General features: G+C 69.1%; 19 protein-coding genes. 3 read left to right on the top strand and 16 right to left on the bottom strand.

Translation table 11 applies throughout. The features are described 5' to 3' along the window. Nucleotides 1-3: 3 nt before the first annotated feature. The 3 genes from GD627_RS09965 to GD627_RS09955 form a co-directional block, all read right to left on the bottom strand. The gene (locus GD627_RS09965) at nt 4-987 is read right to left on the bottom strand and encodes a carbohydrate ABC transporter permease (RefSeq protein ID WP_425481908.1); all 984 of its coding nucleotides are present in this window, start codon (nt 985-987) and stop codon (nt 4-6) included. After that, complete coding sequence (locus GD627_RS09960) at nt 977-2296, bottom strand: extracellular solute-binding protein (RefSeq protein ID WP_152272354.1); 1320 nt, start codon at nt 2294-2296, stop codon at nt 977-979. The genes GD627_RS09965 and GD627_RS09960 overlap by 11 nt, the downstream gene beginning before the upstream one ends. Before the next feature lie 130 nt (nt 2297-2426). Continuing rightward, nucleotides 2427-3653: an ROK family transcriptional regulator gene (locus GD627_RS09955; RefSeq protein ID WP_246165421.1), complete on the bottom strand. Its 1227-nt coding sequence runs from the start codon at nt 3651-3653 to the stop codon at nt 2427-2429. Between the two features lie 348 nt (nt 3654-4001). On the opposite strand from GD627_RS09955, the gene GD627_RS09950 reads away from it, so the two are divergent. The 3 genes from GD627_RS09950 to GD627_RS09940 are packed head-to-tail and all read left to right on the top strand — an operon-like array spanning nt 4002 to nt 6584. After that, nucleotides 4002-4487: a nuclear transport factor 2 family protein gene (locus GD627_RS09950; protein WP_152272353.1), complete on the top strand. Its 486-nt coding sequence runs from the start codon at nt 4002-4004 to the stop codon at nt 4485-4487. A gap of 9 nt (nt 4488-4496) precedes the next feature. After that, entirely contained in the window at nt 4497-5912 is a 1416-nt protein-coding gene (locus GD627_RS09945; RefSeq protein ID WP_152272352.1) for a purine-cytosine permease family protein, read from the top strand. 3 nt (nt 5913-5915) lie between these two features. Further along, complete coding sequence (locus GD627_RS09940; protein ID WP_152272351.1) at nt 5916-6584, top strand: cyclase family protein; 669 nt, start codon at nt 5916-5918, stop codon at nt 6582-6584. Between the two features lie 60 nt (nt 6585-6644). Here the strand turns inward: GD627_RS09940 and GD627_RS09935 are convergent, their stop codons facing one another. The 13 genes from GD627_RS09935 to GD627_RS09875 all read right to left on the bottom strand — a co-directional run bounded on the left by GD627_RS09935 (nt 6645) and on the right by GD627_RS09875 (nt 17338). Further along, the gene (locus tag GD627_RS09935) at nt 6645-7673 is read right to left on the bottom strand and encodes a DUF695 domain-containing protein (protein ID WP_152272350.1); all 1029 of its coding nucleotides are present in this window, start codon (nt 7671-7673) and stop codon (nt 6645-6647) included. Between the two features lie 128 nt (nt 7674-7801). Beyond that, on the bottom strand, nt 7802-8401 hold the full coding sequence (locus tag GD627_RS09930; RefSeq protein ID WP_152272349.1) for a V-type ATP synthase subunit D: 600 nt from the start codon (nt 8399-8401) through the stop codon (nt 7802-7804). 13 nt (nt 8402-8414) lie between these two features. Beyond that, on the bottom strand, nt 8415-9818 hold the full coding sequence (locus tag GD627_RS09925; protein WP_146362287.1) for a V-type ATP synthase subunit B: 1404 nt from the start codon (nt 9816-9818) through the stop codon (nt 8415-8417). Further along, complete coding sequence (locus tag GD627_RS09920; protein WP_152272348.1) at nt 9811-11601, bottom strand: V-type ATP synthase subunit A; 1791 nt, start codon at nt 11599-11601, stop codon at nt 9811-9813. Before GD627_RS09920 ends, GD627_RS09925 begins: the two co-directional genes overlap by 8 nt. Beyond that, on the bottom strand, nt 11586-12113 hold the full coding sequence (locus GD627_RS09915; protein ID WP_146362285.1) for a V-type ATP synthase subunit E family protein: 528 nt from the start codon (nt 12111-12113) through the stop codon (nt 11586-11588). The genes GD627_RS09920 and GD627_RS09915 overlap by 16 nt, the downstream gene beginning before the upstream one ends. Further along, nucleotides 12110-12343: a hypothetical protein gene (locus GD627_RS09910; protein ID WP_152272347.1), complete on the bottom strand. Its 234-nt coding sequence runs from the start codon at nt 12341-12343 to the stop codon at nt 12110-12112. The genes GD627_RS09915 and GD627_RS09910 overlap by 4 nt, the downstream gene beginning before the upstream one ends. Continuing rightward, on the bottom strand, nt 12340-12795 hold the full coding sequence (locus GD627_RS16940; protein ID WP_152272346.1) for an ATP synthase subunit C: 456 nt from the start codon (nt 12793-12795) through the stop codon (nt 12340-12342). Before GD627_RS16940 ends, GD627_RS09910 begins: the two co-directional genes overlap by 4 nt. Continuing rightward, on the bottom strand, nt 12792-14096 hold the full coding sequence (locus GD627_RS09900; RefSeq protein ID WP_210250484.1) for a V-type ATPase 116kDa subunit family protein: 1305 nt from the start codon (nt 14094-14096) through the stop codon (nt 12792-12794). The genes GD627_RS16940 and GD627_RS09900 overlap by 4 nt, the downstream gene beginning before the upstream one ends. Next, nucleotides 14083-15126: a hypothetical protein gene (locus GD627_RS09895; RefSeq protein WP_152272345.1), complete on the bottom strand. Its 1044-nt coding sequence runs from the start codon at nt 15124-15126 to the stop codon at nt 14083-14085. The genes GD627_RS09900 and GD627_RS09895 overlap by 14 nt, the downstream gene beginning before the upstream one ends. Then, a complete protein-coding gene (locus GD627_RS09890) occupies nt 15126-15569 on the bottom strand; it encodes a hypothetical protein (protein WP_152272344.1) in 444 nt (147 codons plus the stop codon). The genes GD627_RS09895 and GD627_RS09890 overlap by 1 nt, the downstream gene beginning before the upstream one ends. A 271-nt stretch (nt 15570-15840) precedes the next feature. After that, nucleotides 15841-16389, bottom strand: coding sequence for a flavin reductase family protein (locus GD627_RS09885; protein ID WP_152272343.1), 549 nt, complete (start codon nt 16387-16389; stop codon nt 15841-15843). A 5-nt stretch (nt 16390-16394) separates the two neighbouring features. Continuing rightward, the gene (gene msrB, locus GD627_RS09880; protein WP_152272342.1) at nt 16395-16832 is read right to left on the bottom strand and encodes a peptide-methionine (R)-S-oxide reductase MsrB; all 438 of its coding nucleotides are present in this window, start codon (nt 16830-16832) and stop codon (nt 16395-16397) included. 14 nt (nt 16833-16846) lie between these two features. Continuing rightward, nucleotides 16847-17338: a hypothetical protein gene (locus GD627_RS09875; protein ID WP_146362278.1), complete on the bottom strand. Its 492-nt coding sequence runs from the start codon at nt 17336-17338 to the stop codon at nt 16847-16849. Nucleotides 17339-17415: the final 77 nt, after the last annotated feature.

Raw genomic sequence — 17415 nt, 5'->3', positions numbered from 1 at the left:
GGGTTAGTCCTTCCGTTCCCGCAGCATGCGGATATAGGCGATGGAGAACACCGCTCCGATAAACAGCATCACCACGGCAATGGCGGTGCCGTAGCCAATATCTCCGTACTGGAAGGCCTGCTCGTACGCCATAATCGGCAGCGTGGTGCTCGCATTGAGCGGCCCGCCGCCGGTGACCACGTAGATCAGCGTGAAGGTGCCCAGGGTCAGAAGCGTGATGAGCATGAGGTTGGTAGCGATGCTGCGCTTGATCATGGGCAGGGTGATGAACCGCAGGCGCTGCAGTCCGCCGGCTCCGTCAATGGTTGCGGATTCGGTGATCTCCGGCGGGACGTCGTTCAGTGCAGCCTGGTAATTCATCATGGAGAACGCCGTGCCGCGCCAGATATTGGCCAGGACCAGGGCCAGCATGGGGTACTCGTAGAGCCAGTCCACCCCGGGCAGCCCGGCAAGCGCAGTGAGCTGGTTCAGCATCCCGTCCCGGAAGAAGAACGCGTAGGCGATGAACGCGGCAACGATTTCCGGCAGTACCCACGCGGCCACGACACAGGTGCCCACGATCGCAGCCACCACGCGGCTGGCCCGCTGCATGACCAGGGCCAGCGCCAGCCCCAGGCAGTTCTGCCCGACGACGGCCGAACCCAGGACAAACACGAACGTCAGCCACAGGGAGCGGGGAAACTGCGGATCGGTGAACAGCGTGCGGTAGTTGTCCAGCCCGATCCAATCCGGGTTCCGGGCACTGGCCCCGGTCAGGCCGGCGTCGGTGAAGGACCCGTAGAAGGCCCACAGGATGGGACCGCCGAGGAACAGCAGCAGAAGCAGGACTGCCGGCAGCAGCGGCAGGAGGCGGGCGGCGCGCCGCAGCCGGACCCGCGGTGCGGGCCTTCCCGGTGTCTGGCTGTCCTGCTTCCGCGGGCCGCGGGCCCCCGCAGCGCCGGCGGTTCCGGCAACGGAGGCGCCGGACAATGCGGGGCTACTTTTCAACGACGTTGTCTTCGCCGACGATCCGCTTCAGTGTCTCGTCATAGGTGGCTGCTGCCTCTTCAGGGCTTTTGCCGCCGGCCACCACTTCCTGGGTGGCGGTGAGCACGGCCGTATCGATCTCTGCGAAGTCGGCTGTTGCCGGGCGGTAGTTGCTTACGTCCAGGACCTCGGTGACCTCGCCGGCGAAGGGATTCATCTCCTGGTATTCGCTGGTTTCAGCCACATCCGTGCGGACGGCAATCTTGGAGGCCTCCACCGTGTAGGCCAGTGAGTTGTCCTTGTTCATGGCCGTTTTCAGGAACTCCACAGCCAGATCGGGGTTCGCGCTTCCGGCTCCGACGGCGAGGGTCCAGCCGCCGGACATGCTCACGGCCCCGGGGTCCTGCCCGTCCTGGGTGGGGAACGGCGCGGTGGCCATGACTTCGCTGTATTCCGGCCACTCATAGTCCGCCCCTTCCTGCCAGAACTGCGGCGCATAGGAGCCCTCGACCGTGGCGCCCATCTTGTCCTGGGGCAGCATCTCGCCCACGATCTCCTGCCAGATGTTCGGGTCCAGCGCCTGCGCCGGGGTGACAGCCAGCCCCTCGTCGTAGATGGTCTTGAGGAATTCCAGGGAATCGACGAAGCCCTGGGAGCCCGTGACCCACTTCTGTTCGTCCTCGTCATACAGCGCGCCGTCTTCGGTGCCGTACAGCAGTTCATAGAAGCTCTGCATGGTGCCGGCGTACATGCTGAAGGGCACTACGTCAGGATTGGAGTCCTTGACCGTGCGTGCCATCTCCAGGAGGTCGTCCCAGGTTTCGGGCTGCCACGGCGATTCGATGCCGGCGGCGCCCAGGACGTTCTGGTTGTACCAGATGACGCGGGTGTCTGTTTCCAGCGGAACCGCGTACGTGCCGCCTTCGTCGTCGCCTACGCCGGCCTGCTTGGCGGTCTCGTTGAAGGTGTCCCAGTCCTCCCAGTCGGCGAGGTACTCGTCCAGCGCCAGGACGTAGCCGGCGTCGACGTCGGCCCGCAGTTTGAACGAATCCTCCACGAAGACATCCGGCGCGGTGTCCGGGGAACGCTGCGACAGCGCGAGCTTGGTTGCATAGTCCTCGTCGTTGCCCTCGATCGGGCTCAGCTCCACCGTGACGCCTTCATTGGCCGCCTCGAACTGCTCCTTGGTGTTTTCCATCAGGGATTCGAGCACCGGATCGGTTTTCTTGTAGGCGATCTTCAGCGTCTGGGAGTCATCCCCGCCGGAATCGCCGGAGCAGCCGGTGAGCGCCAGGCCCACGACCGTAAATGCCATCAACGTCTTTTTCATGCCGCGCATGGTTCTCCTTTGATCCACGACTTCCCCGAGCAGGCACCGGCGCCCCTTCGGTGGCACGAGGCTAGTACATCGAATGGATTTACTCAATGGTTCCGGCAAAGGAGCCAAAGCGTCATGGATGCTACCCCTCCAGCAGGAGCCGCTCCCGCCGGGGACCAAGGGCGCGGTCCAGGACCAGACAGGCCGCACCGACAGCCGTCACGTCTTCGCCCAGCACCGTGGCACTGACTTCGATCGGCCGGCTGCCGGGCACGGGCCGGTCCGCCAAGGCCGCGGGAACGGCCGCCAGATAGCGGGCGGACAGCGGAGACCAGAAGGGCCCGCCGAAGATGACGCGGTCGACGTCGTAGACGGCTGCGAGCGTAGCCACGGCATTGGCGGTGCGGACAGCGGCACGGTCCACCAGCCGGGCCGCCGCCTCATCCCCGGAGACTGCGGACCGGCATATGTCGAGGAACGCCGCAGTGATTGCGGAGTCGGGTGCTCCCGGCGGCACCGCCGGCGCGGATCCGGGCCCGTGCGCTGCGCGGACCAGGCTCCGCGGCGTGCAGGTCACGGCCACACACCCGCGCTGTCCGCAGGAACATTCCGGACCCGAGGCATCCGTGACCAGATGTCCGATCTCACCGGCATTTCCGGAAACACCGTGCAGCACTTCACCGTCGAGTGCCACGGCACACCCGATGCCCGTTCCGATGTAGACGAAGAGGAAGCTGGGCGTGCTCCGCCGCCCGCTGACCCAGATTTCGGCGGCGGCAGCGGCACTGACATCTTTTTCGATGAGGACAGGCAGTCCCGTGGAGGAAGCCAGCCCGCTTCGAAGCGGCACCCGGTGCCAGCCGGGGAGGTTGGGCGGATCCAGCACCGTACCTGACTCCCTGTCGATGGGACCCGGTGTGGCCACGCCCAGGCCGGCAACCCGTCCCCGGTCAACCCCGGTCTCGGTGAGAAGGGAGGCTACCTGGCTTGTGATGGCCGTCAGCACCTGCGCAGGATTGTTGCCGTGCGGGGTGTCCGCTATCCGGCGGGCCACCACGTTCCCCATCAGGTCCAGCAGCACCGACGTGGTCACGGCCGGATCCAGCTGGACTCCGACGGCGTAGCTTCCCGCGGCATGTACCCGGAGGGTTGTTCTCGGCTTTCCCGCGCCGCCGCTGGTCTTTCCGGCCTCCGTCACCAGGCCGGCGTCCAGGAGGCGGCGGACGATATTGGAGACGGTCTGCGGGGCCAGCCCGACGGCGCCCACCAGCTCGACCCTGCTCAGACCCTGCCCGGAGCGCCGGATAGCATCCAGGATGACGGTCTGGTTGAAGTCCCCCATCTTCGGGAGATTGGTTCCGCGTCGCATCTATCCGCTTTCCATCGGGGCGCAATCCGCACCGGCCCGCTGGCATCCCGGAGACATTCCGGAGCCTCCGGCGGGCCCGTTCCTCGAAGATAGCGGACGGCGGCCCCCTGCGGGGATTTCCGGCTCAGGCGCGCTCATCCATCCGGACCTGCGGTGAGGGCACGGCCTCTCCGGCGGGCACAGGGCGGGAGAGCGGGCGGCGGGTTTCCCGAGGCCCCGTTTGACACGTGACCGGGCTCACTCCAGACTAAAGCTGTTTTCCAATACGCATCAGTTGTTGACTAAGCCCCTGTTGGAAAGCACCCCATCCGCTTACGCTGTGCGCAGCCCGTACCGAAAGGCTGGCCCATGGAGACCCCCACCCCGGCCCAGTCCCTGTCCGAAAACGAAGTCCTCGAAGCAGCAGCTCGCCTGGTCGGTGCGTTCGCCCGCACCGATACGGCCGAGTACTTCGCCGCCTTCGATCCGCTGGCCACCTTCGTCTTCCACACCGAGCCGGCACGGCTCGAAAGCCGGGCAGAGTATGAAGAGCTCTGGGCGTCCTGGCTTGCCGTCGGCTGGTCCGTCACGGCGTGCGAAAGCACCGACGCGCGGGTCCAGCTGTGCGGCACCAGCGCCGTTTTCAGCCATACCGTCCTTACCACCGCCGGCACGCCGGGTGCGGAGGAGACCACCCGGGAACGGGAAACCATCGTTTTCACCCGCTCCGGCGGCCGCATCCTCGCGGTCCACGAGCACCTTTCCGCAGCGCCTGCGCCCGGCATGGTCGCCGTGGGTGAGGCCGGTGCCGCAGCCGCCGGTTCCGCCGACTCACCCGTCGTCGTCGTCGCCTAAGGCAAGACGATGACAGCGAATACCCGGCCGTCCGCCTGGACCCGCCTCTCCCGCCGCCTCGACGAGGACGCCGAAGGGTACGGCCCGCTCCGCGGCACCCTGGGCGTCGGGCGCATCGGCATGATCTGGCTGGCCGCCAACCTGGTGGTCACCACGCTGCTCACCGGCACCCTGTTTGTTCCCGGAGTCAGCTGGCCCATGGCCCTGGGCATGATTCTTCTGGGCACCCTCATCGGCGGTGCCGTGCTGGTCCTCGTGGGCAACATGGGCACCCGCACCGGTCTGCCCACCATGTCCCTGACCAAGGGGTCCTTCGGCCTGCGCGGCTCGTTCCTGCCCGTGGCCGCCAACGTGGTCATCCTCATGGGCTGGAGTTGGGTGCAGGCAATGCTCGCCGGGGTGACCGTGAACTTCCTGGTGGAACGCGCCACCGGTTTCTCCAGCCCGGTCCTCTTCTCGGTACTCTGCCAGCTGCTGGTGGTGGCGCTGGCCATCTTCGGGCACAAGGGAATTGCCCGGGTGGAGCCCTGGCTGGCACTGGTCATCCTGGCCATCATGGCCTGGATCTTCACGGTCGCGTTCCGGGAATTCCCGGTGGCGGACTTCGCCGCCATTCCCCGGGACGCCGGCGCCGGGATGTCCGCAATCTCGGTGCTCGACGTCGTTATTGCCACGGCCATTTCCTGGACCGTCCTTTCCGCCGAGTTCAACCGGCTGGCCAAGTCGCAGACCGCCGGCGTGGCGGGCTCGGCCGTCGGCTACGTGGTCTCCACCGTTCTGGCCATGGCACTGGGCGCCACGGCCATCGGCTATGTGGTGCTCGACGGCGGCGAAGCGGTGGGCTTTGATCCCGCCCTGATTGTGGGGATCTTCGGGGCTCCGCTGGCTGTGGTGATTTTCCTGTCCGTGATGGCCACCAACACCATGGTGGTGTACGGCATGGTGTCCTCCGTGGTGAACATGGTCCCGTCCCGCCGGATCCGTTTCCTCCCCACCGCCCTGGTGCTGGGTGCCGTGTCCATCCTCGGGTCCACCTGGCTGGGCCTGCTGGACAGTTTCACGTCCTTCCTGACAGTCATCGGTGCCCTGTTCATTCCGGTGTTCGCGGTGATGATCGCGGACTACTACGTGGTGCAGAAGCGGTCCTACACTCCGGACATCCTGCGCGGGGACGGGGGACGGTACTGGTTCCGGGGCGGCATCAACGCCGCGGCGCTGGTGGCCTGGCTGGTGGGTGCCGGTGCCTCCGTGCTGCTGACCTATGTGGTGCCCAGTCCGCTCGGGGCCACCATCCCCACCTTTGCGCTCACCTTTGTGCTGTACCTCGGCTGGTGCGCGGTAACCGGCCGCATGGTTTCGGGCCGGCCGAAGTCCCTTCACCTGAGCGAGGCCGTTCCGGCCCCGGCTGCGGGAGGGGCGGGCTAGTCCATGCAGGTTGTTGACCTCAGCCATCCGGTCCGCTGCGGAATGCAGGTTTTCCCGGGCGATCCGTCCGTCACCCTCCGTTCTGCCGCCACCGTTGCTGCGGACGGGTTTGCCGTGGCGGAGCTTCACCTCGGCAGCCATTCCGGAACCCATCTGGATGCCCCGCTGCATACCGTTGAGGGCGGCGGATCCGTGGACACCATGGTGTTGGAGACCCTGATGGGCCCTGCGCGGATCGTGGCCGTGCCCGGGGCGGCTGCCAACGCCGTCGTCCGCTGGACGGAGGTGGGCGGACAGCTGGAAGGGCTGCAGCCCGGAACCATTGTGCTGTTCTGCACGGGATGGTCCCGGCATTTCGGCACCCCCGCCTACCTGCAGCATCCGACGCTTGACGCGGGCATTGCCGAACAGCTCGTGGCAGCGGGGGTGCGGCTGGTCGGCGTCGATACCCTCAACCCGGATCCGACTCCCGGACCGGCGCAACCCGGACAAACCCCGGGTGGAACGGCCCTGCCGTTCCACGATGCGTTCCTGGGCGCCGGGGGAGGGATCGTCGAGAACCTGACCAACCTGGAGAAGGTGGTTTGGCCGGAACCGCGGTTCTCGGCACTGCCCCTGAAGCTGGAAGGGCTGGACGGGTCACCGGTGCGGGCCGTGGCCTGGCGGCCCTGACCCGCCGGGTGCGCTGCCGCCGCTCCCGGCACGGCTGGGCAGCCACCGATTTCCGCACCATCAGGAGAACCGGCGCACCCGTTTCCAGCCGGGGTCCGGGGTGTGGCGGGCCTCCCCGCCTGCCGCACGGGCCGCCGCCTCGAGGGCCCCGCCGCCGTTGGCGTCTTCGGAGTCGGAGTAATAGTGCAGCACCCTGGTGCCGCCGGCAGTCTCCTGGGCCACCAGGATTCCGCGCGGCCCCAGCGCGGCAGAGATACCGTCCTCGATCCGGCGGAGTCCGTCCAGGGCGTCCTGCGCGGGCAGGCCGTCTTCCTGCCTGCTGCCATAGGACAGGTGCACTTCGGTATGCAGGTCCAGGAGCGGATAGTCGATCCAGCGCAGGGGCCGGCGGGCTTTGGCAATGATCCTTTCCCCGGCCGGTCCAGCTGCCTCCATCAGGACCCAGGAGCCCTCCCGTTCCCGGGCCGCAAGGCCCGCGGCTGCTGCGCTGAGATCGGACACGGAGGCTGTGGCCGTTGCTGCGCTGCCGCTCGTCCGGACGCCGCCAACCCAACGCTCCACCCCGTCCTCGCCTAGGGTCCAGTCGAGGGCCAGGAAGGCAACCTGCTGGGCGCCGCGGTCACCCAGCCGCGGAAATTCCGGGTGGCAGACGTCCACATGGAGGCGCGCACCGCCGGGATCTTCCGTGATGTCGAACCGGAGATCCCGAAAATCGACGGTCCGGTCCTCAATGGTCAGTGCCTTGCTGCCTATGTCCGCGACTGGTTGCCGGGCGGCCGCATACTCCCAGATTCCGTCCGGCGCCGGAGCCGCCCGCAGCCACTGTTCCGCAATCCGCCGCAGGGCGGCATCACCTCCGGAGCTGACGGCAAGCAGGTGACGGGCACTGCGTCCGGCGGCGGTGTCCCAGGCCAGATCCGGATGGACCGCAGCAAGGTGTTCCCCCATCTCCCGGGCAGGACTGTCCCATTGCCCGGTATCGGCCGCGGCGGTGAAGCGGTCTGCTCCTTCCAGGCTCCACCACTGCCAAAACGCCGTGACGGGATGCATCGGTACCGGCTGATCGACTCTGCGCGAAAAGATCCCCATTTTTCCTTCCCTTGGCGCACTGTGCCGCCGGGCAGAAATCTACGCGAAGGAACCCCGAAAGAGCCGCAGGCGCAGGCCATGTCCACGCGCGGCTCTGTTCACCCGGCACCACAGATCAGCCCTGCACCTCACATCAGCCCCGCAGCCCAGCGCAGCCGCAGGCTTTCCTCCAGCTCCTGCTCGGCGATCCGGCGTTCGATGGCACCCAGCTGCTCCTCCAGCCGCGGAATCCACCGGTTTTCCACGGCCCGCTGCCGGGTGCGCGTGGCGGCAAGTTCCTCCGACACCAGCAACAGGGCACGCTGCGCTGCAGCCGCTGATACGGCTGCCTCCAAAGCTGTACGGTGAGCCGTGGCGGCGTAGGCCAGGGCGGAACTGCCGCCCGGCGGCGGAGCGGCCGGCACCGTGCAGGACGCGGACTCCGGATAGGAAATGCCCATGGAGCCGCCCCACTGCACGACGGCGGAGGCGGCGTCCGCCGGGGCGGCCTCCAGCAGCCTGTCCGCACCGTCCAGCCCGGTAGTTCGCTGCAGCCACCGGGCTGCGGCCCGGGCCGCGGTTTCCCAGGCACGGGTGCCCTCCTCAGCACGCTCCTGCAGTCCGTCGATGGCAGCCTGCAGGATGCGCTGCTTGCGGTCCAGCAGCTCGGCCCCGCGCCGGGCAGTGGCGAGCCGCCGCTGCACCTCGGACCGTTCGGCCCGGCTGCCGCCGGACCGGAACCCGCTCATCGCCGGGCTCTGCTCATGGCGTTGCGGCCCCCACGTCGGGCAGGTACCGGTCCAGGAACTCCCCGGAGAGCATGGTCAGTTCCCGCCGGGGCAGCAGGGACAACGCCTGCCAGGCCAGATCCAGTGTCTGCTCGAGGGTGCGCAGCTCATCCCGTCCCTGGTTGAGCAGTTCCCGTTCCACCACCGTCCGGAATTCGATATAGGCCTTATCGGTTTCACTCAGCGCCGCGGCACCCACCAACTCTGCCAGCTCCGAGGCGGACCGGGCGCGGGCCATGGCGGAGAGCACCTGGGCCGCGACGTCGAGGTGGTCCTCCCTGGTGCGCCCCTTCCCGGCGCCGCTGCGCATGAGACGGGACAGGGAGGAGAGCACGTCCACCGGCGGGTAGATGTTGCGGGCGTCGATGTCGCCGTCGAGCACCACCTGCCCTTCGGTGATGTACCCGGTGAGGTCCGGCACCGGATGGGTGATGTCTCCGGCCGGCATGGTCAGCACCGGCACAATGGTCACCGAACCTTCCTGCCCCCGGACGCGCCCGCAGCGCTCGTACAGTTCCGCGAGGTCGCTGTAGAGGTACCCGGGGTAGCCGCGCCGTGCCGGAATCTCACGGCGCGCGGCGGAGACCTCGCGCACTGCTTCGGCGTAGCTGGTCATATCCGACATCACCACCAGCACGTCCGAGCCGTCGTCAAAGGCCAGGGACTCGGCAATGGTGAGCGCTATCCGCGGAGTGAGGATGCGTTCGATCACCGGATCATCGGCGGCGTTCAACAGCAGCACCAGTTCCCCGGCGGCGGAGCGTTCCTCCAGCCGGTCCCGGATGTAGCTGATATCGGCGTGGGTCATGCCCATGGCGGCGAACACCACCCGGAAGGCCCTGCCGGAGGATGTGGTGGCCTGGGCCGCTATCTGGGTGGCGAGGGTCAGGTGCGGCAGTCCGGGGATGGAGAAGATCGGCAGCTTCTGTCCGCGGACCAGGGTGGTCAGGGCGTCCACCACGGAGATGCCGGTGATCACCGGGTCCTGCGGCGGTTCCCGGTAGACCGGGTTCAACGGCCAGCCGCTGACCGGGGAGCTGCGCTCCGCCGTGACCGGAGGGCCGCCGTCGAGCGGCTCGCCCCGCCCGTTGCAGACCCGTCCCAGCCAGCCGGTGCCCACCGGAACGGCCAGCGGCCGGCCGGAGAACCGGACCTCCACGCCGCCCAGGGACATGCCTTCGGTGCCTTCGAGGACCTGCAGGGTGGTTTCGTCCCCGTCGACCTCCAGCACCAGCCCGTGCCGCGGCGCTGCCCCGGAGACGTCAACCGTGGCGAACTCGTCCCAGCCTACCCCCTCCGTGTCTCCGAGGACCAGCAACGGTCCACGCAGTTCCCGCACATCGCTGTGGCCTACCCGCGCCCGGTTGCTGCTAGCCATTCGCATCTCCTGTCTGCGGCCGGTCCAGGGACTCGGTCAGCTGCCGTACAAAGGCCCGGCCCCGTTCCTGCACACCGTCGGCATCGGTGGGCCCGGTGTCCTCCCGCAGCCGAAGCACGGGAGTGAAGTCATACTGGTCGACGTCGGCCGGCGGCACACCGCGCGCCACCAGGGTCTGGCAGGTGTCCACCACGTCCAGCACCGCCTGCAGCAGGGCGGCGCCCTTGCCGGCGGAACTGTAGCCGTCATTGGGGCTGAGGGCGTTCTGCAGCAGCACCCCGTCCCGCAGCAGCCGCCCGCCCAGCAGGACCATCTGCTCGTGGCCGGGAAGGGAAGAGGCACCGATGATCTCCGCCAGGGCGGTCAGCCGGTCCGCTTCGGCCAGGAGCAGGGAGGCCTGTGCCCGGCGCTGCGCCCACTGCGGATCACCGTGGGCGGCGTACCAGCGCCCCAGGGACTCGGCGTCGCGGGAGAAGGAACCGCGCCAACTGACCGCAGGGTAGTGCCGCGAGTAGGCCAGGTCCCGGTCGAGCAGCCACAGGGAGCGGACAAAGCGCTGGGTGCCGGTGGTGACCGGCTCGCTCATGTCCCCGCCCGGAGGGGAGACAGCCCCGATCACAGTGACCGACGCCGTCGCCCCGCCCAAGGTGCGTACCCGGGCGGCCCGCTCGTAGAACGCGGCGAGCTCGCTGGCGAGGGAGGCCGGATAGCCTTCCTCGGCGGGGAGGTCCCCGTTGCGGTTGGCGAACTCCCGCAGTGCCTCGGCCCAGCGGGAGGTGGAATCGGCAATCACCACGGCGTCGTAGCCCATGTCGCGGAAGAACTCCGCCACGGTGACTCCGGTGGCGATGGATGCTTCCCGCGCCATCATGGGCATGTTGGAGGTGTTGGCGATGATGACGGTGCGGTCAATCAGCTTGCCGCCGGTGCGGGGATCATCCAGCCCGGAGAGTCCGTCCAGCACGTCCGCCATCTCATTGCCGCGCTCGCCGCAGCCCACGTAGACAATCACGTCCGCGTTGGACCACTTGGCAATCTGCTGCAGGGTGAGGGTCTTCCCGGTGCCGAAGCCGCCGGGAACCGCTGCCGCCGCACCGCGGGGAACGGGGAAGAGAAGGTCCAGCACGCGCTGTCCGGTCTGCAGGGGAGCCAGTTCGGTGATGCGCTCGCGGAAGGGCCTTGGACGATGCACCGGCCAGCGCTGCGCCAGCGGAACGTCGACGCCGCCGATCCGGGCTACGGGATCCAGCGGCCGCACCTTGCCCTCGGCGAGCCAGCTCACCTCGCCGGAGACCGACGGCGGGGCCATCACCCGGAACTCCACGGTTCCCGCCCCCGGCACGGTGCCGAGGACCTGCCCGGCGTGCACGGTGTCTCCGACCGCGACGGACGGTTCGAACTCCCACCGGGTCTCCAGCACCGCCGGGTCTTCGGCCGAACTCTGCCGCTCCTGCGTCAGCCACAGGGGAGCGGAGGAGAGCGGACGCAGCAGCCCGTCGAAGACGGTGCCCAGCAGCCCAGGCCCCAGCAGCCCGGCCAGCTGGTGTCCGGTCCGCTCGGCGCGGTCGCCGGCCTTCAGCCCGCCCGTGTATTCGTAGGCCTGCAGGGTGGCTTCGTCTCCGTTGATGGACACGGCCTGCGCGGCAATGCCGTCGGGCCCGATGTTGACCACCTCGAGCATGGACAACCCCGGCAGCCCGCTGATTTCCACGAGCGGTCCGCTCACCCGGGTGATGCGGCCGCCTGATTCCGCCGGATGGGGCGTGCCTACGCGTTGTGCCATAACCGCTGCACCTCCCCGGCAGAGTCCTCGAGTGCCTGCTCCGCCAGGGTGGACAGCGACAGGTCCAGCCGCCGCTTGCCGGCCGTGCCGATAACGCCGCCCTTGTGGCTTTCGGTGACTGATGCCATCGGACCCAGGACCCGGTCCGCCTGCGCCGTCAACCGCTGCAGGATCTGCGGATAGCGGGGATCCCGCCGCACTTCACGGACCTGCTCCTGCACCTGCTCGGCCAGGAGGGTGCGCAGGTGTTCCTGCTCGGCCAGCACCGTCCGCCGAGCCTGCCGTCGGGCACGGGCGGAGGAGGCCGCGGCTTCGGCGCGGGCCGCTTCCTCACCTTCGCGCTGCGCGGTGCGGTGGATGGTGTCAGCCTCGGCCTGGGCCCTGCCGAGCAGATCCGCTGCCTGCTGCCGGGCTTCTGCCTCGGACCTGGCCGCTGCCGTTTCGGCATCCTGCCGCAGTGCCAGGCGCACCGGCTCCAGGGCGGCTTCGGCGCCCTGCGGCAACCGGGTCATGAAGGCAGCACCACCGTCAGGGGCGACGCCGGATCCGTCAGTTCGATGCCCAGCTGTGCGGCGGCGTCGGGCGTGAGCAGGACAACGCAGACGGTATCGGGCAGCCCGTCCCAGACCGCCCGCACATCCGCTGCTCCGGCGGCCGGGTACAGTGCGGCCCCGGCGAGCCGGTACCCCTCCAGCTGGGACGGACTGCCCAGTGCGGCCACGGTACCTTCCCGGCGGGTCATGCCTGGCCGATGAGGATGATGGAAATGATCAGGCCGTAGATGGCAATGCCCTCTGCCAGTCCCACCACAACCATGGCCCGTCCGAAGATTTCAGGCCGCTCACTCATGGCTGCCAGGGCAGCCGAACCCGTGTACGCCACGGCGATGGCGGCGCCGATGGAGGACCCGGCGACGGCAATGGCGGCACCGATCAGGGCGGCGCCGCTGCTGTCACTGCCGTCCGTGGCGGCCGCGACGGCGGTGGCGGCGGCCCCCCCGGTGCCGGCCGTGGCCGGGGCGGCGTTCAGTGCCGATACCAGCAGTGCCAGGGCACCGGCCATGAGCACCCCGTTCAGCCCGAGCAGCGCACGCACGCCCGCCCGGCGCCGGCGGCGGATCAGGGCCAGGGCGCCCCCGGCCAGCAGGACAGTGATGATCAGGACCAGCGGGAGGACGGCAAACCAGGGATTCACGGCAGGTGCCTTTCAGCAGCAGGAAGGGAGGAAGCGGCTTGGCCAAGCTCTGGGGTCCAGGGCCGGAAGCGGCGTCCCTCCTCGGTGAAGACGCGGGAGAAGAGCTCGTAGTACTCCAGCCGCAGGGCCTGGATGCCGGCGACGAGGCCTTCCAGTGCGAAAGTGAGCACATTGCCCAGGACGAACATCAGGATGGCCGGAATGATCCGCCAGCCCGGTTCCCAGATGGCCGTTGTCGCCTGCCAGACCACCATCATCAGGGCCGCATGGGTGAGTCCGAAGGCTGCCAGGCGGGTGAAGGACACCAGGTTCGAGGCCAGCTGCACCACGGTGTCCACCAGCTCCACGGTGGCCTGCAGCCCGCCGGTGGCACCGCCGCCGGATTCCACGAACAGGCCAATGAAGATGAGGACCAGTGCCGCCAGCGCGACGGCGCCGGCCGCCACCAGGATGACGGGACTGCCGGCCAGCAGCCCCCAGGCGACCAGGCCGATGGCAGCGAACAGCAGTGCCCCGGCCAGCCCGGAGCGGGCGTACAGGGCATACGCCCACCCGCCCTCCCGGACCCGGTTAATGCTTCCCAGTGCGTAGGACCCGGCGAGCAGCACCGCCCCGAGCACCAGGGCAGCGACGATCAGCGGAATGGGTTCTTCCAGCGGTTCCAGCCACAACACGGGCAGCACATGCGTTGGCCCGAAGAATTCCCCGTACAGGAAGCCGAAGAACACCGCGGCGGCACCTGCTCCGGTGATGAAGAGCCAGGTCCTGCGGTACCGCTCCAGCCACGGCACCGGAAGGAACCGCACCAGCAGCCCGGCAATCACCAGCAGTGCTCCCTGTCCGGCGTCGCCGAACATCATTCCGAACATCACCACGTACGCCACGGCGGCGATCCGTGCGGGGTCCAGGTCCGCATACGGCACCGTGGTGTAGGTATCCACAAGCAGCCGCGACAGCCGCGGCCGGCGTCGTTCCTCACCGGTGAGCTGGGTGGGCGGCTGCACTCCGCGGGGACGGCGCAGGGGAACCGCGGACGCACCGTGGGGTTCCAGGGCCTTCCGCAGCTCCGGCAGCTGCTGGGTGGGGGACCAGCCGACGAGTGCGGCTACGGGGCCGTGCACGACGGCGGCGTCCGCAGCGCGGTCCAGTTCCTCCGGCCCGTCGCCGGGCTCATACGGCAGATCGAGTTCGACGGCGCCGCTGGCCGCCACCTCGGTGAGCGCGGGACGGGCGGCCGCGACCGGCCAGACCAGGGCAATGCGGTCCATCCGGACCGGGCTGAGGGTTTCACGCCACGGCATCAAGCACCTCGCTTCTCCCGGCCCCCGCGGCCGCAGCGGCCAGCGCAGCCCGGACCCGCCAGGCATCCGCGGCCAGGACCGCCATGGCCCCGAGCACCACGTCGGGGCCGGGAAGCCCGGCCCGAAGCAGGTTGAATCCGTCTGCCTCCACTCGGGCGGCGAGGCGTGCCTCGGCCTGCCATAGTTCGTGGGGTTCCTGCACGTCGGCCAGGACCTGGGCCGCAGCCGGGCCCAGGCTGGCGGTCAGCTCGGTCAGAGTGGCCGCCTCGGTCCAGCCCGTGCCTATCAGGGGACGCAGCAGGGAGGACAGCCGCTCCGGTGGACGGGCGTTGTCCACCAGCAGGAGGCGGGCGGCAATCAGCACGGCGCCGGCCACGGCCCAGGGGCGTGCAGCCGGGGCAGCGGAGGCCAGCCGGCGCAGCCAGACGGCTGTAAGCGTGTCCGGAAGTGCCGCAGCGGTGCCCGGGTCCCCCCACGGGGAAGCGGCGAGCATGGCCAGCAGTGTCTGGGGGGAGTCGGCGGTGCTCAGGCGTGGCCAGGCCGTAGCCAGCCCGCCGAGGTCGAACGCCGGTGCCGGCGGGGGAAAGGCCGGGCCGGGTCCGGCAGCGCCTGTGCCGCCGCCGCGGGTGCCTGCGCCTGCGGGGGAATCCGGTCCGGCCTGGCCGGCGTCGCCGGCGTCTCCGGCGGCGGGGCCATCGGCACGGGAGCCTGCCCGGAGTGCCGCGGCGAGGGCAATGATGTTGTCCGCCTCGAACCGTGCCGCAGCGGCACGGACCAGCGGTGTCCCACCGGTCGGCAGCCAGCCGGCCAGGACACGCAGCTGCCACAACACGGTGCGCCGGGTGGCCAGCTGGGCTGCGCCGAGGGTCCGGGCTGCGGACAGCTGGTCCGCGTACACCGAGCCGTCCAATGCGTCGACGGCGGCCGGAAGGCTGGGCAGCACAGACAGGTCGCGGCAGGTGCCGGCACCCAGCCGCCGCTGCGCCATGGACCGTGCCCGCACCGAAGCGGCCACCCAATCCGCCCGCATCAGCCGGTACCCGTTCCGCGGCCCAGAAGATCCTGCACCAGGTCCGCCACGATGGCGGAAGCCAGCTCCGGTACCCGGGCTTCACCCCGGCTGCGCAGCGCGGCGGCCTCCTCGGTTGCCTCGTCCAGCAGCCGCTGGTCCTCCTGCGCTGCGTCGGCGGAGACCCGCGCCGCGGCGTCGGCGCGTACTGCCGCGCTGTTGATTCTGGCCTGCTCCACCAGGGCGGCCGCCTGCCGGCGCGCCGCCGCAACGGTGTGCTGGGCCTGGTCAGCGGCGGCTTCGGTTCGCTCACGGGTGTCGTTGATGGTGGCGTCGAGGGCTTCGAAGACCGGGATGAGCTCGGCGGCTACCCCTTGATCGTCAGCGGCCGGGACACCGGCGGGGCCGGCGGGCCCTGGCGCTCCGACGGGACGGAAACGGTCCAGCAGGCTGTTGCGTGCCATGCGGCACCTCCCTGAGCGGAGGAACGAAGGAATGGGTTAGTCGGCGGAGGCTTCCTCGGCGGGACTGGCGCACATGCATGGAGAGGTACGGGTTTTAGCAGGGAGTTGGTACTGATCAGTGCCCATGTGCCTCTCCTGAGGACCGGAGGTTACGCCGTGTCCGTGTGCGCCGCAGAACGATTGCCCGTGCATCGACGTTACGTGGGACGTGGTGGGGAAACAATGGTCCCCGGCCGCAACGCGGCGGCCGGGGAGGAAGGAGAGGCCTGGGTCAGCGCGCCAGACGGGCGTATGCGGAGGCGAAGTGCAGCAGCGGGTCCGCCTCGTCGTCGGCGTCGGCCCGGCGGCCCATGGACACCACTTCGCCCACGATCAAAAGGTGTGTGGCCGCCGTCGTGACCTGCGTGGTGCGAACCTCGAACCAGGCGATCGAGTCTTCGATGATGACGGAACCGGTCTCGGGCGCGCGCCCGTAGTCAACCTGGGTCAGCAGCCCTTCGAGGGGCGATCCCGGGCTGGCAAGCCAGTTGGCGGTGCCGCGCAGCCGCGCCGGCAGCAGGCTCAGGACCCAGCTGCCGGCGTCAACCACGGCTTCGGCAATGCGCGCGTCGGCGTACAGGCTCACCAGGAGGGTGGGCGGATCGTAGGAGACGGAGAGGAACCCGCTGACGGTGGCCGCATAGTCGCGTCCGCGCAGCCGGGTGGACACCACGCCGACGCCGGAGGCGATGTCCGCGCTCAGCTCGCGGTACCGGTCAGTGACTTCCTCCGGGACGTCCGGTCCGGTGACGGTATCGCCCGGGAAAACTCCGTGCTCCACGGTTCCTACTCTGCGGCGGCGTCGGCCGGGACCAGCTTCACCGAGATGGAGTTGATGCAGAACCGCTGGTCGGTGGGCGTGTCGAACCCTTCGCCCTCGAACAGGTGGCCCATATGCGAATCACAGTTGGCGCAGCGGACCTCGATGCGGTCCATGCCCATGCTGCGGTCATGCAGGTAGCGCACTTTGCCCTCGGCCAGCGGGGCGAAGAAGGACGGCCAGCCGCAGTGCGAATCGAACTTTTCGCTGCTGGTAAACAGATCGCTTCCGCAGGCACGGCACTGGTAGGTGCCGGCGGTCTTGGTGTCCCAGTACTCGCCCGTGTACGGCCGTTCCGTGCCGGCCTGGCGGAGCACGGCGAATTCCTGCGGGGTGAGTTCCTCGCGCCACTGTTCGTCGGTCTTCTGGACCGGGATGGTTCCGGTGTTCTCTTCGGTAGTCATATCCGGGTCAACGCTTAAGACTCGCCAATAAATCCCGAGCCGGTGTACAGGTGCAGCACGGGCACGCCCAGCCGGTGCTGCGCCTCATTGGCCCAGTCGGTGCGGAATGTGTCCTCGACGGCATGCGGCCGGGTAATCACCACCACCTGGTCCGCGGAGGTGCGCTTTGCGGTCTCGACGACGGCGGCCACCGGGTCTTCACCGGTGACCGTGCCCGTGGCCTCCAGTCCGGCGGCCTTCAGCTGTTCGAGGGATTCCGCCAGCGATGTCACCGCTTCCTTCACCTCATCGGCCTTGGACGGGCGGCCGCCGGTGAGGTCCCGGAACGCCTGCGCAAAATCCAGCAGGCTGAGGTTGTCCAGCACGTCCACCAGCAGGTTCCGCCCCGGATCGGCCGGCACCAGCACATCGAAGCGCACCGGGGTGTCACCCACCAGGGAACGCAGGTTCTCAATATCGCGGTCAACCAGCGATTCTTCCGTCAGCACCACAATTGTCGAAGTCATGCGCACCAGCCTAGTACGCCCGTCCCGCAAGGGCTCATCGGGGCCGCACCGGCCCGCCGTTACACGGAGCGGGTGCC

This window comes from Arthrobacter yangruifuii (assembly GCF_009192775.1).
GTDB classification, from domain to species: Bacteria; Actinomycetota; Actinomycetes; order Actinomycetales; family Micrococcaceae; genus Arthrobacter_B; species Arthrobacter_B yangruifuii.
The sequence above is the reverse complement of the archived record's forward strand: the minus strand, read 5'-3'. Positions and strand labels throughout refer to the sequence as shown.

Excerpts from the sequence above, each read along its gene's own strand:
- GD627_RS09960 (WP_152272354.1), bottom strand. The coding sequence starts at position 2,296 with ATGAAAAAGACGTTGATGGCATTTACGGTCGTGGGCCTGGCGCTCACC.
- GD627_RS09955 (WP_246165421.1), bottom strand. The coding sequence starts at position 3,653 with ATGCGACGCGGAACCAATCTCCCGAAGATGGGGGACTTCAACCAGACC.
- GD627_RS09950 (WP_152272353.1), top strand. The coding sequence starts at position 4,002 with ATGGAGACCCCCACCCCGGCCCAGTCCCTGTCCGAAAACGAAGTCCTC.
- GD627_RS09945 (WP_152272352.1), top strand. The coding sequence starts at position 4,497 with ATGACAGCGAATACCCGGCCGTCCGCCTGGACCCGCCTCTCCCGCCGC.
- GD627_RS09940 (WP_152272351.1), top strand. The coding sequence starts at position 5,916 with ATGCAGGTTGTTGACCTCAGCCATCCGGTCCGCTGCGGAATGCAGGTT.
- GD627_RS09935 (WP_152272350.1), bottom strand. The coding sequence starts at position 7,673 with ATGGGGATCTTTTCGCGCAGAGTCGATCAGCCGGTACCGATGCATCCC.
- GD627_RS09930 (WP_152272349.1), bottom strand. The coding sequence starts at position 8,401 with ATGAGCGGGTTCCGGTCCGGCGGCAGCCGGGCCGAACGGTCCGAGGTG.
- GD627_RS09925 (WP_146362287.1), bottom strand. The coding sequence starts at position 9,818 with ATGGCTAGCAGCAACCGGGCGCGGGTAGGCCACAGCGATGTGCGGGAA.
- GD627_RS09920 (WP_152272348.1), bottom strand. The coding sequence starts at position 11,601 with ATGGCACAACGCGTAGGCACGCCCCATCCGGCGGAATCAGGCGGCCGC.
- GD627_RS09915 (WP_146362285.1), bottom strand. The coding sequence starts at position 12,113 with ATGACCCGGTTGCCGCAGGGCGCCGAAGCCGCCCTGGAGCCGGTGCGC.
- GD627_RS09910 (WP_152272347.1), bottom strand. The coding sequence starts at position 12,343 with ATGACCCGCCGGGAAGGTACCGTGGCCGCACTGGGCAGTCCGTCCCAG.
- GD627_RS09900 (WP_210250484.1), bottom strand. The coding sequence starts at position 14,096 with ATGCCGTGGCGTGAAACCCTCAGCCCGGTCCGGATGGACCGCATTGCC.
- GD627_RS09895 (WP_152272345.1), bottom strand. The coding sequence starts at position 15,126 with ATGCGGGCGGATTGGGTGGCCGCTTCGGTGCGGGCACGGTCCATGGCG.
- GD627_RS09890 (WP_152272344.1), bottom strand. The coding sequence starts at position 15,569 with ATGGCACGCAACAGCCTGCTGGACCGTTTCCGTCCCGTCGGAGCGCCA.
- msrB (WP_152272342.1), bottom strand. The coding sequence starts at position 16,832 with ATGACTACCGAAGAGAACACCGGAACCATCCCGGTCCAGAAGACCGAC.
- GD627_RS09875 (WP_146362278.1), bottom strand. The coding sequence starts at position 17,338 with ATGACTTCGACAATTGTGGTGCTGACGGAAGAATCGCTGGTTGACCGC.